At 73.1% G+C, this 12,751-nt stretch carries 10 protein-coding genes; 4 read left to right on the forward strand and 6 right to left on the reverse strand.

Annotated elements, in window-relative coordinates:
- Positions 1-8: 8 nt before the first annotated feature.
- Positions 9-464 (forward strand): Lrp/AsnC family transcriptional regulator, encoded by a 456-nt coding sequence (locus J116_RS24320; protein WP_023589679.1) that lies wholly within the window; start codon positions 9-11, stop codon positions 462-464.
- A gap of 43 nt (positions 465-507) precedes the next feature.
- On the opposite strand, the gene J116_RS24325 is transcribed toward J116_RS24320, so the two are convergent.
- Complete coding sequence (locus J116_RS24325) at positions 508-1,116, reverse strand: hypothetical protein (RefSeq protein ID WP_023589680.1); 609 nt, start codon at positions 1,114-1,116, stop codon at positions 508-510.
- Between the two features lie 285 nt (positions 1,117-1,401).
- Here J116_RS24325 and J116_RS24330 point away from each other — a divergent pair, with 285 nt between their 5' ends.
- Complete coding sequence (locus J116_RS24330) at positions 1,402-2,199, forward strand: carbon-nitrogen hydrolase family protein (protein ID WP_023589681.1); 798 nt, start codon at positions 1,402-1,404, stop codon at positions 2,197-2,199.
- An 89-nt stretch (positions 2,200-2,288) separates the two neighbouring features.
- A complete protein-coding gene (locus tag J116_RS24335; protein ID WP_023589682.1) occupies positions 2,289-3,980 on the forward strand; it encodes a flavin monoamine oxidase family protein in 1,692 nt (563 codons plus the stop codon).
- 168 nt (positions 3,981-4,148) lie between these two features.
- Here J116_RS24335 and J116_RS24340 read toward each other — a convergent pair whose 3' ends face one another.
- Together J116_RS24340 and J116_RS24345 are read right to left on the reverse strand one after the other, a co-directional pair.
- The gene (locus J116_RS24340; RefSeq protein WP_023589683.1) at positions 4,149-5,543 is read right to left on the reverse strand and encodes a uracil-xanthine permease family protein; all 1,395 of its coding nucleotides are present in this window, start codon (positions 5,541-5,543) and stop codon (positions 4,149-4,151) included.
- A 283-nt stretch (positions 5,544-5,826) separates the two neighbouring features.
- Positions 5,827-7,029 (reverse strand): MFS transporter, encoded by a 1,203-nt coding sequence (locus J116_RS24345; protein WP_023589684.1) that lies wholly within the window; start codon positions 7,027-7,029, stop codon positions 5,827-5,829.
- 114 nt (positions 7,030-7,143) lie between these two features.
- On the opposite strand from J116_RS24345, the gene J116_RS24350 reads away from it, so the two are divergent.
- Positions 7,144-8,388: an ROK family transcriptional regulator gene (locus J116_RS24350; RefSeq protein WP_023589685.1), complete on the forward strand. Its 1,245-nt coding sequence runs from the start codon at positions 7,144-7,146 to the stop codon at positions 8,386-8,388.
- A gap of 205 nt (positions 8,389-8,593) precedes the next feature.
- Here the strand turns inward: J116_RS24350 and J116_RS24355 are convergent, their stop codons facing one another.
- From J116_RS24355 to J116_RS24365, 3 genes are all read right to left on the reverse strand, one after another.
- The gene (locus tag J116_RS24355; RefSeq protein ID WP_023589686.1) at positions 8,594-9,346 is read right to left on the reverse strand and encodes an SDR family oxidoreductase; all 753 of its coding nucleotides are present in this window, start codon (positions 9,344-9,346) and stop codon (positions 8,594-8,596) included.
- A gap of 31 nt (positions 9,347-9,377) precedes the next feature.
- A complete protein-coding gene (locus J116_RS24360; protein WP_023589687.1) occupies positions 9,378-10,298 on the reverse strand; it encodes an RNA polymerase sigma-70 factor in 921 nt (306 codons plus the stop codon).
- A 121-nt stretch (positions 10,299-10,419) separates the two neighbouring features.
- On the reverse strand, positions 10,420-12,750 hold the full coding sequence (locus J116_RS24365; RefSeq protein WP_028964461.1) for a chitinase C-terminal domain-containing protein: 2,331 nt from the start codon (positions 12,748-12,750) through the stop codon (positions 10,420-10,422).
- Position 12,751: the final 1 nt, after the last annotated feature.

Here is a 12,751-nt window from a genome sequence, read left to right on the forward strand (position 1 = left end):
CACCCCCCGTGCGACTGAACGATCTCGACGAACGCATCGTCCACGCCCTCGCCGAAGACGCCCGGCGCAGCTACGCCGACATCGGCTCGCTGGTCGGACTGTCCGCGCCGGCCGTGAAGCGGCGCGTGGACCGGCTCAGGGCCGAGGGCGCCATCACCGGCTTCACCGTACGGGTGGACCCGGCGGCGCTCGGCTGGGAGACCGAGGGGTTCATCGAGATCTACGCACGGGGCAACACCTCGCCCGAGACCATCCAGCGCGGTCTCGAGCGGTACCCGGAGATCGCGTCCGCCTCCACCGTGACGGGGGAGGCGGACGCGATCGTGCAGGTCTTCGCGTCCGACATGCGCCACTTCGAGCGCGTACTGGAACGCATCGCGGGTGAGCCGTTCGTGGAGCGCACCAAGTCGGTGCTGGTGCTGTCGCCGCTGCTGAGGCGGTTCTCCTCCGGCTCACCCGCCTGAGCCGCGCGACGGTCTCCGCCGGGCCCGGGGTCTCGGCGCAGGGTCACTCGTGGACGGGCTGCCACGGTACGACGCGGAAGTCGCCGGTCCGGCCGTCCACCTTCTCGAAGGGTGCCGAGCTGGTGCACAGCGGCACGTCCGCCCGCTGCGGGTCCTGCGTCGCCCAGCTGTAGCCGAGCCGGTCGTGGCGGCCGGTGTCGTGGACGGTGATCCCGACCCGCCGTCCCCGCGGCCACCGGTCGCTCTCCTCCACGACACCGGTCACCACGGCCACCTTGCCCCCGGTGATCAGGCAGTCCACCCGGGCCCGGGCCCAGCCCGACGAGCCGTCCGGGAAGACGTGCCGCAGCCGGAACGTGCCGGTCGCCGCCGCCGGGTTCATCCGGTCCTTCACGGCCAGGTGGGCGTCGAAGGTGAAGCCGATGTCATGGCCGGGCCGGTACAGCCTGGCCGTCCCGGTGAGCGCGGCGGCCTCCTTGACGGCGGCCTCCTTGACGGCGGTCTCCCTGACGGCGGCCTTCTTCGGGGCCGTGGCCTCGGCAGCCACCCGAGGCTCCCCGGCCGCCGAGCCCGCAGCCCCCGCCGAGCCCGCCGCCCCGGCGCTGAGGAGCAGCGCGGCGGCGAGTGCGGTGATCTTCGTACGACGTTCCATGGTGGTCGTTCCTTCCCCTCCCGGTCCCGCTGACCGGACGCCGACCACTCTTCCGGGACGGCCGCCCCCGCACATCGCGCCACGGTCGCGTCCCGCCTCCGCCGCGCGGCGGGGCGCCCCTCCACCCCCGGTCGCAGCGGCGCGCAACGAATCGCCGCCGGCCCCCGCAAGCGCGCAACGCTTCGACGGTCGGTCCGCAACGGTCACGCCTTGTCCGGGGAGAAGTCCGGACCGTACCTTTTTTGCATCTCCCTCCTGTCTTCCGCACCCCGACGAGGTCTGCCCATGCCGCCGCTGCGCACCGCCCTGCTCCAGAGCTCCGGACAGCTCGGTGACGTGGCCGCCAATCTCAAGATCCTCGAAGAGGCCGCCGCCCGCGCGGCCGCCTCCGGTGCGGGGTTGCTGGTCGCCCCCGAGCTGTTCCTCACCGGGTACGCGATCGGCGCGGACATCGCCCGGCTCGCCGAGCCCGCCGACGGCCCTGCCGCCCGCGAGGCCGCCGCCATCGCCGTACGCCACGGCCTGGCGATCGCCTACGGCTACCCGGAGCGCGACGGGGACGCGGTGTACAACTCCGCGCGGCTCGTCGGCGCCGACGGCACGCTCCTGGCGAACTACCGCAAGACCCATCTGTACGGCGGCTTCGAGCAGGACTGGTTCACCCCCGGTGACCAGCCGGTCGTGCAGGCCGAGGTCGGCGGCGTCCGGGTCGGGCTGATGATCTGCTACGACGTGGAGTTCCCGGAGAACGTCCGGGCGCACGCCCTGGCCGGTACGGACCTCCTCCTCGTACCGACCGCGCTGATGCACCCGGCGGAGATCGTCGCCGAGTCGGTCGTACCGGTCCGCGCCTTCGAGAACCAGCTGTACATCGCGTACGCCAACCGGACCGGACCCGAGGGCGACTTCGAGTTCGTCGGCCTGTCCGCGCTCGCGGGGCCCGACGGCACCCCCCGGGCCCGCGCCGGCCGCGGCGAGGAGCTCGTCACCGGCGACGCCGACCCCGAGCTGCTGCGGCGGTCGCGCGACGAGAACCCGTACCTCCGGGACCGCCGCCCCGCCCTCTACACCGGGCTCGTCTGACCCGCCCCGTACCCCCTGACCCGCGCTGGAGCGGGCCTCCGCCGCCCAGCACCCCCCTCATCTCCACCCGCGCAAGGAGTCCGCACCCCATGACGTCCACGGTGCCCACCGCCGTCCAGCACACCGACGCCCAGCCGCCGATCACCATGTTCGGTCCGGACTTCCCGTACGCGTACGACGACTTCCTGGCCCACCCGGCCGGCCTCGGCCAGATACCCGCCACCGAGCACGGCACCGAGGTCGCCGTCATCGGCGGCGGCCTGTCCGGCGTCGTCGCCGCGTACGAGCTGATGAAGATGGGCCTCAAGCCCGTCGTGTACGAGGCCGACCAGCTCGGCGGCCGGCTGCGCACCGTCGGCTTCGACGGCTGCGACCCGGAGCTCAACTGCGAGCTGGGCGCGATGCGCTTCCCGCCGTCGTCCACGGCCCTCCAGTACTACATCGACCTGGTCGGCCTGGAGACCAGGCCGTTCCCGAACCCGCTCGCCGAGTCCACCCCGTCCACCGTCGTGGACCTCAAGGGCGAGACGCACTACGCGGAGACGATCGACGACCTGCCGCAGGTGTACCGGGACGTCGCCGAGGCGTGGAACAAGTGCCTGGAGGAGGGCGCGGACTTCTCCGACATGAACCGCGCCATGCGCGAGCGCGACGTGCCGCGCATCCGCGAGATCTGGGCGAAGCTGGTCGAGAAGCTCGACAACCAGACGTTCTACGGCTTCCTCTGCGAGTCCGAGGCGTTCAAGTCCTTCCGCCACCGCGAGATCTTCGGGCAGGTCGGCTTCGGCACCGGCGGCTGGGACACCGACTTCCCCAACTCCATCCTGGAGATCCTCCGCGTCGTCTACACCGAGGCCGACGACTTCCACCGCGGCATCGTGGGCGGCAGCCAGCAGCTCCCGCTGCGGCTGTGGGAGCGCGAGCCCGAGAAGATCGTCCACTGGCCGCTCGGCACCTCGCTGAAGTCGCTGCACGGCGGCGAGCCCAAGCCGGCCGTGACCCGGCTGAACCGCACCAGCGGCAACCGGATCACTGTCACCGACGCGAACGGCGACATCCGCACCTACCGCGCGGCGATCTTCACCGCCCAGTCGTGGATGCTCCTTTCGAAGATCGACTGCGATGACTCGCTCTTCCCGATCGACCACTGGACGGCGATCGAGCGCACCCACTACATGGAGTCCTCGAAGCTGTTCGTGCCGGTGGACCGGCCGTTCTGGCTGGACAAGGACGAGGAGACCGGCCGTGACGTCATGTCGATGACGCTCACCGACCGGATGACCCGCGGCACGTACCTGCTGGACAACGGACCGGACAAGCCGGCCGTCATCTGCCTCTCGTACACCTGGTGCGACGACAGCCTGAAGTGGCTGCCGCTGTCCGCGAACGAGCGGATGGAGGTCATGCTGAAGTCGCTCGGCGAGATCTACCCGAAGGTGGACATCCGGAAGCACATCATCGGCAACCCGGTGACGGTCTCCTGGGAGAACGAGCCCTACTTCATGGGCGCCTTCAAGGCCAACCTGCCGGGCCACTACCGCTACCAGCGCCGCCTCTACACCCACTTCATGCAGGACCGCCTCCCCGAGGACAAGCGCGGCATCTTCCTCGCGGGCGACGACATCTCGTGGACGGCCGGCTGGGCGGAGGGCGCCGTGCAGACCGCGCTGAACGCCGTGTGGGGCGTCATGAACCACCTGGGCGGCGAGACCGACCCGTCCAACCCGGGCCCGGGCGACGTCTATGACGAGATCGCCCCGGTCGAACTGCCGGAGGACTGACCCGGCGGCACCACGACGGGAGCCGGCCGGGGCGTGCGCACCACGCCCCGGCCGGCTCCGTTCACTTCCGCCCCGGCCCCCCGGCTCCTGGGGAAACGCCCCGGGCCCGGACCTCACCAGGAGGTCCGGGCCCGGGGCGTTCCCCGTCCGGGGAGAGCGGGGGAGCCGTCAGAACTTCGGGGTGTCGGCCGGTTCGTCGTCGTAGCTCGACGTACCCGCGTCCAGGAGGGGCTCCTGGGTCTTCAGATGGGCCGGGGCGAAGGCGCGCAGGGTGTGGTAGCCGGTGATGACCACGAGGGTGCCGAGCGCGATGCCGCCCAGCTCGAACGTGTCGGTGATCTTCAGGCTGACGCCGCCGACGCCGATGATGATGCCCGCGGCCGCCGGGACCAGATTGAGCGGGTTGCGCAGGTCCACCTTGGCGTTGATCCAGATCTGCGCGCCGAGCAGGCCGATCATGCCGTAGAGGATGACCGTGATACCGCCGAGGACACCGCCCGGGATCGCCGCGACGACGGCGCCGAACTTGGGGCACAGGCCGAACAGCAGCGCGAAGCAGGCGGCGGCCCAGTAGGCGGCCGTCGAGTAGACGCGGGTGGCGGCCATGACGCCGATGTTCTCGGAGTACGTCGTGTTCGGCGGGCCGCCCACCGCCGTGGACAGCATCGACGCGGCGCCGTCGGCGGCGATGGCCGTGCCGAGCTGGTCGTCCAGCGGGTCGCCGGTCATCTCGCCGACGGCCTTCACATGGCCCGCGTTCTCCGCGATCAGGGCGATCACGACCGGCAGGGCGACCAGGATCGCCGACCACTCGAAGCTCGGCGCGTGGAACGACGGCAGGCCGATCCAGTCGGCCTTGGCGACGCCCGACAGGTCCAGCCGCCAGTGGTCGACCGCCTCGGCCCCGCCGACCGGCGAGTGGATCTTGCCGAAGGCCAGGTCGAGGACCCACGACAGGGCGTACCCGAAGACCAGGCCCAGGAAGATCGCCACCCGCGACCAGAAGCCGCGCAGGCAGACCACGGCCAGACCGGTGAACAGCATCACCAGCAGCGCGGTCCACTGGTCCTGCGGCCAGTACGTGGACGCGGTCACCGGCGCCAGGTTGAAGCCGATCAGCATCACGACCGCGCCCGTCACGATGGGCGGCATCGCCGCGTGGATGATCCGCGCGCCGAACCGCCGCACCGCCAGACCCGCGAGGAGCAGGGCGAGGCCCACGACGAGGATCGCGCCCGTGACCGTGGAGCTGTCGCCTCCGGACGCCCGGATCGCCGCCGCGACGCCCACGAACGACAGCGAGCACCCCAGGTAGCTGGGCACCCGGCCGCGCGTCGCGAGGAGGAAGATCATCGTCGCGACGCCCGACATCATGATCGCCAGGTTCGGGTCGAGGCCCATGAGCACGGGCGCCACGAAGGACGCGCCGAACATGGCCACCACGTGCTGGGCGCCGAGCCCGGCCGTACGCGGCCACGACAGCCGCTCGTCCGGGCGCACCACGGCTCCGGGAGCGGGGGTCCGCCCGTCGCCGTGCAAGGTCCAGCGCACGCCGAGGTTCATGGGTGGGTGGCTCCCGTTCTGTCGGCCTCGCCGCCCGGAGGGGCGGGGGCGGAGGGGTGGCCGCGCGGGTGGGCGATCGGCCGGAAATGATCGAACGCCATGGTACGGGGGAGGGGGTGCGGGCCCGGAGCCGCCCGTTCGGGGGCTTGCCCCACTCCCGGCGGGGCCGTCGGGGGGGGGTGAGGCCCCCGGCGGGGCGGTCGGCCAAGGGACCGGGCCGTCCTCCGGAACCGGCGCCCGGTCACCCGGCGGGCCCGGCCAGCCCCCACCGCCCGCCCTCGGCTCAGGCGCCCCGGCTGCTTCCCGCCACCGCGCCCGCCTTGCCGCCCGTACCGCTCCGGCGGCCCGGGGCCAGCACGCCGGCCCCGGCCACCAGGCCGAACGCCAGCACCGTGACCACCCCGAACGACGCGGTCAGCGACGTCACGTCGGCCAGGCCGCCGATCAGCGACGGGGCGATCAGCCCGGACGTGTACGTGATCGTGGCCACCCCGGCGATGGCCTGGCTCGGGTTCGGCCCGCTGCGCGCCGCCGCCGCGAAGGCCAGCGGCACGACGACGGCCACGCCCAGACCCATGAGGCCGAATCCGGCCATCGCGGCCGGCGGGTGCGGCGCGAACACCACCAGTACGCCGCCCGCCGTCGCGGCGAGGCCCCCCGCCCGTACCGTACGGACCGCGCCGAACCGGTCCACGACCCGGTCGCCGACAAGCCGCGCCACCGCCATCGTCAGTGCGAACGCCGTCGTGGAGGCCGCCGCGGCGCCCGGCGACGAGCCCAGCACGTCCTTCAGGTACACCGCCGACCAGTCGAGGCTCGCGCCCTCCGCGAAGACCCCGCAGAAGCCGATCGCCCCGATGACCAGCGCCGAGCGCGGCGGCAGCGCGAACCGCGGCGGCGGCTCCTCGTCCGGCGCGCTGCGCAGGTCCAGTACGCCCTGGCAGAAGACCAGGCCCAGCACCGTGAGGACGGCGGCCGCCAGCAGATGGTGGAGGCGCGCGTCGCTGCCCAGGTGCGCGGCGAGCGTGCCGGCGGCCGAGCCGATCAGGGCGCCCACGCTCCACATGCCGTGCAGGCTGGACATGATGGAGCGGTCGAGCCGGTTCTCCACCTCGACGCCCAGCGCGTTCATCGCCACGTCGGACATCCCGGCCGTCGCCCCGTACACGAACAGCGCGCCGCACAGCCCGTAGATGTTCGGCGCCAGCGAGGGCAGGACCAGCGACAGTGTCCACAGGGCGAGCAGCGCGCGCAGCGCCGTACGCGCCCCCAGGCGGTGGCTGACCGCCGCCGCGAGCGGCATCGCCAGCGACGCGCCGAGCGCGGGGAACGCGAGCGCGAGCCCCAGCTGACCGGGGCTCACCCCGGCGTGCTCCTGGATCCACGGGATGCGGGTGGCGAAACTGCCGGTGACCGCGCCGTGCACACAGAACACGGCGGCCACGGCGTACCGCGCCCGCCTCACCCTCTCCAAGCCGTACTGCACAGGCCCAGTCCTCCCCGGTCCGGATATCGCGACGCGCTCGGGGTCCACCGGGCGCCTGCCGCCGGTAAATTATCAGGAACCCTGCCTGAAAGTAAGATCTGAAAGGATCACGGCATGCCCTCCGCCCCCGCGTCCCCCAGCACCGCCCGGGCCATCAACGACCGGCTCGCCCTGCGACTGCTCCAGGAGGAGGGGCCCCTGACGGCGAGCCGGCTGAAGGAGCTGACCGGCCTGTCCCGGCCCACGGTCGCCGACCTGGTCGAGCGGCTCCGGGGCGCGGGCCTCGTCCGGGTCGTGGGGGAGTCCGGCGCCGAGCGGCGCGGCCCGAACGCCAAGCTGTACGGGATCGTCGCCGACCGGGCGCACCTGGCCGCGCTCGACGTACGGCTCCGGGGTGTGACCGTCACCGTCACCGACCTGCTGGGCGCCCCGCTCGCGGAGGCGGCCGCCCCCATCGGCGGCGACATGGACACGGGCCCCGCCGTCGAACGGGCCGCCACCCTGCTGGAACGCACGGTACGAGGGGCGGGCGCGACCCGGCTCCACACGGTCGGCATCGGCGCGCCCGGCCTGATCGACCCGGCCACGGGCGCCCTGCGCGACTCGGCGGGCCTGCCGGCCTGGCACCGCAGGCTGGTCACCGTCCTGCGCGAGCGGACGCCCGCCACCGTCCTGGTGGAGAACGAGACCAACCTCGCGGCGGTGGCGGAGCTGCGCGAGGGCGCGGCGCGCGACCGCGACACGTTCGTCCTGCTGTGGCTCGGCCACGGGGTCGGCGCGGCCCTCGTCCTGGAGGGCGCCGTGCGGCGGGGCGCGTCGGGCGGCGCGGGGGAGATCGGCTTCCTGCCCGTGCCGGGTACGGGCGCGCTGCCGTCGGCCGGGGACTGCTCGGGCGGCTTCCACTCCCTGGCCGGTTCGGCGGCCGTGCGGGCGCTGGCGGCGGAGTACGGCATCGAGGCCCGGGGCAGCGACACGGAGGGCGAACCGGCCGGGGCCTCGGCGGTACGGGCGGCCCTGGACCGGCTGGGCGCGTACGGGGCGGGGGCCGGGGCGGAAGCGGGGCTCGCGCGTGCCGCCGACGCCTTCCTGGACGCGCTCGCCGAGCGCGTGGCCCTCGGGGCGGCCGCCGTCAGCGCCGTACTGGACCCGGGCTGCGTCGTGCTGGGCGGCGAACTGGGCCACGCGGGAGGCCCCGCCCTGGCCGCCCGCGTCGAGGAGCGGCTCCCCCCCCTGTCGCCGCTGCGCACCGAGGTCCGGGCGACCGCGCTGGGCGGCGCGGCGGTCCTGCGCGGGGCGCTCCTCACCGCCCGCGACGCCGCCCAGGACGCCCTCTTCGGCGCCCCGCCCGCGCCCCGCTGACGCCGTACGGGCCGGCGGCCACGCGGACCGGCGGCCACGCGGACCGGCGGCCACGCGGACCGGCGGCCACGCGGGCCGCAGCCACGCGGCGGATGACCACGCCCGTCCGGGCGAAACGCGCCGCCGCCCCCGCCACCCCCCCCGTACCCGACGCCTGACCCTCCGCACCCGGCGCCCGACCCCCCCGCCCCCGGCGCAGCGCCCCCTACACTCCCGCCCCGCGCGCGAAGTGCCGCTCCAGGTGCTCCTCGAACGTGCCCACGCCCCCCGCCCGCTCCGGCGTCAGGTGCCCGCCCGCGCGGAACGCCCGGTACGTCCCGCCCGCCAGCGGCACGGGCACGACCCGGCGCCGCCGCCCTGCCGCCCGCAGGTACGCCCGCGCCAGGTCCTCCAGCGTCCGCACCTCGGGCCCGCCCATGTCCGGTACGCGTCCCGCAGGCCCGGCGACGGCCAGCTCCGCGAGGCGCTCCGCCACCTCCCGCACCTCGACCGGCTGGTCGGGGACGCCCGCGGGGACGGGCAGGACGGGCAGCCGGGCCGAGCCCTCCAGCAGGCGCACCACCAGGTCGTGGAACTGCGTGGTCCGCAGGATCGTCCAGCCCAGGCCCGACCGCTCGACCAGGCGCTCCACGGCCAGCTTCGTCCGGTAGTAGCCGAGCGGTACCCGGTCCACGCCCACGATGGAGATGTACGCCAGATGGGTCACCCCGGCCCGCCCCGCCGCGTCGATCAGGAGGCGCGCGGCCCGCTCGTCGCCGCCGGTCGGCGTGCTGGCGCAGTGCACCACCGTCGCGGCCCCCTCCAGCGCCGCGTCCAGGCCCTTGCCGTCGCGCAGGTCCACGGCGTACGGCGTGGAGTGGCGGCTCACCACCCGCACCTCGTGCCCCGTCCCGCGCAGCCGTTCGGTGACGTGCCGCCCCAGTGTCCCCGTACCGCCCGTCACCACGATCGTGCCCATGGCCCTGCCGCCCTTCCTCGCCGGTTGTCCGTCACCGCTGAGAACCGGCGGGTCCCCCGGAATGTGACAGGCGACGCTCCAGGAAGGCGAGCTTCTGCGGATTGAGGATGTTGTGCACGGTCGCGATGGCCCCGTCGCGCACCACGAACGACGCGACGGCGGCGAGCGTGGAACCCGACCAGCCCAGCAGCGCGGGGGCGCCGTTGAGCTCCCTCCACTCCATGCGCAGCGCGTTCACGTCGCCCTTCAGCAGGCCGCCCAGGAACCGCACCACCTTGTCCCGGCCCTCGATCGGCCGCCGGGCCGCCGACACGACGCCACCGCCGTCGCTGACCCACACGACGTCGGCGGCGAGCGTCCTCTCCAGGGCGGCCAGGTTCCCCTCGCGCGCGGCGGCGACGAACGACTCGACCAGCTCCCGGTGGCGCCGCTCGTCGCGCTCGGTGAAGCGGGTCTCGGCCGAGGCCACCCGCGCGGCGGCCCTGCGGTGCAGCTGGCGGCTGTTGGCCTCGCTGATGTCCAGCACCCCGGCGATCTCGCGGTGGCTGTACGCGAACGCCTCGCGCAGCACGTACACGGCCCGCTCGGTCGGTGTCAGCCGCTCCAGCAGCACGAGCAGCGCCATCGACACGGCGTCGCGCCGCTCGGCCGACTCCAGCGGGCCCAGCGCGGCGTCCTCGGTGACGACCGGCTCGGGCAGCCAGGGGCCGGGGTACTGCTCGCGGCGGGCGCGGGCCGAGGTGAGCCGGTTCAGGCACAGGTTGGTGACCACCTTCGCCAGCCAGGCGCCCGGCCGGTCGATGTGGTCCCGGTCGGTGCCGCTCCACCGCAGGTAGGCGTCCTGCACCACGTCCTCGGCCTCGGCGGCGGAGCCGAGCATCCGGTACGCGAGGCCGAACATGCGCGGGCGGTGGCTCTCGAACTCTTCGGCGGTCCTGGTCGTGACGCTCACGGTGACAGCCTGCCACGCGGCATGAGGAGACCCGGTGGCGGGCAAGGGCCATATCTCACCGCCACCGGGTCTCCGTCCTTGTGCCCGGACCGTCAGGCGTCAACCGCCCCGGCCGTGCGTGTCAGCAGGCGCCCAGGTCCTGCCAGACGCCCCACTCGCCGGTCGTGCCCGGCTCCTCGCCCTTCGTCCACCACTTCGCCTTCCAGTGGTGGGACTTGTGGGAGACGGTGGTGCCGCCGCCGTACGCCGCCGTGGCGTCCCACGCCGGGGAGGTGCAGGCGCCCGGGGTCGGGGTCGGCGTGGGGCCCGTCGGGTCGGGCGACGGTCCCGTGCCCGTACCGGGCTCCACGACGGTGGTGCCGCGGGCGAGGTCACCGGCGAGCGCGTACGTCGTGCCCGCGATGTTCACCGTCCAGTTCGACGGGGTCGAGACCGGCAGGTAGTAGTTGAACGACAGGTCCACCGAGGCGCCCGGCGCGAGGGTCTGCCACGCGGGCAGCTTCAGCGAGACGCGGTGGAAGTCGCCCTTCAGCCCGCCCACGTTGCTGCCCGTGTGGTCGCTGCTGATCACCTTCGTGCCGAAGCCGGACTGGTCCGAGGCGTTGCCGGGTGCGGAGGTGGCGTAGTCGAACTGGAACTCCGTGCCGCCCGGGAGCGTCGTCTTCGTGTTGTTGGTGATCTTGACCTTGGGCGTGATCGGGTAGTTGGAGTCGCCGAGCTTGAACTCGCCGAACTTCACGTCGATGTTGACGGCCTTGGCGGGCAGCGCCTTGTTCGACACCTTCGCGCCGTACGGGGTGGCCGCCTTGAACTTGTCGTACATCAGCGACGTCAGCGTCGAGCCGGGCTCGTACTGGCCCTTCGCGGCGTTCCAGGCGTAGTCGCCCGCCAGCTCCCAGACCATCGTGCCGCCGATGCCCTTGTCGACCACGTAGTCGGCCTTGCGGGCCACCGACTGCTCGTCCTCCGTGGACAGGAAGACCTTCTTCTCGGCGTTCCACAGCCACGGCGCGACCAGCGTCGAGTCGTACTTGCGGGCGTAGGTGCCGGTCAGCTTGGTGCCGGCGGGGAAGCCGTACTTGGTGAGGTAGTCGCCGACGACGCCCTTCTCCAGGTTCTTGGCGTGCCACATCGGGTTGGAGCCCGCCGGGGACTCCTTGCCGTTGTCGTCCTTGTCGTGCCACAGGTTGTCGATGCCGACCGCGCCGTCACCGCACTTGGTCAGGCCGGAGCCCGCCGGACAGGTGGCCGCGGCCGCCCTGCCCCACAGGCCGTCGGTGCCGCCCTGCACGTTCTTGAAGCCGCGCGTGTAGTACGGCAGGCCGATGTTGATGCGCCCGGCGGGCATGGAGCCGCGGAAGTAGTGGTACGCCCAGTCGGTGTTGAGGTAGCCGATGCCGCCGTACTGCTGACTGCCGTACACGTTCGCCGCGGCCAGCTCGGCGTCCTTGCCGTCGTCGAACAGCGAGGCGTTCGGCCCGACGTACTCGTTCCAGGCGCCGTGCAGGTCGTACGACATGATGTTGACGTAGTCGAGGTACTTCTGCTGCTGGTACGTCTCCATGCCGCGCAGCAGGTAGCCCGACGAGGGGGCGGCGACCGTCAGCAGGTAGTGCTTGCCGTCGGCGGCACCGGCCCGGTCGAGCTTCTCGCGCAGGGTCTTCATCAGCACCGAGTAGCCCTCGACGAGGCCGGCGCGACGGGCGTTGGCGATCGGCCAGTCGAGCGGGTTGCCCGCGTCCTTCATGGTCGTCGCGTACTCGTAGTCGATGTCGACGCCGTTGAAGCCGTACTTTTTGATGAAGTCGACCGCCGAGTCGGCGAACGTGTTGATGCCCGCGTGGTTGACGGAGCCGTCCGCGTTGGTGGCCATCGAGTAGAAGCCGCCGGACGCCACGCGCTTGCCGCTGTCGTCGAAGTAGCCGCCCGTCTCAGCCCAGCCGCCCACCGAGATCAGCGTCTTGACGTCCGGGTGCTGCTTCTTGAACTTGTTGAGCAGGTTGAAGTGGCCCTTGTAGGGGAGGGCCGGGTCCATCTCGGCGCCAGGCACGCCCGGCCAGGTCATGCCCGTCGCGGGGTTGTTGGGGCCGTCGGTGCCGACGGAGATCTTGTTGCCCGCGCCGACGTGGGCGAAGGCGTAGTTGATGTGGGTGATCTTGTCCCACGGGATGTTCGAGGCCAGGTAGGCGGGCGTGCCGTCCTTACCGGTGCGCCAGCCGGTGAAGTAGCCGATGACGCGGCGCTGGTGGTCGGCGCCCATCTTCTCGCGGCCCTCGGCGTCGTACACGGAGCAGTAGGGGACATCGACGCCGGGCGTCTTGTACAGGCCGTCGGGGCGGCAGTTCTCGTGGTCGGAGGCGTACGAGACGCCGCCGGAGAGCGAGCTGAGCAGCAGTCCGGCGACGGCGGCGCCGGATGCGAGCAGCGAGGCTCTCACACGGGGGGATGACAGC

The sequence above is a fragment of the Streptomyces thermolilacinus SPC6 genome (assembly GCF_000478605.2).
GTDB lineage: Bacteria > Actinomycetota > Actinomycetes > Streptomycetales > Streptomycetaceae > Streptomyces > Streptomyces thermolilacinus.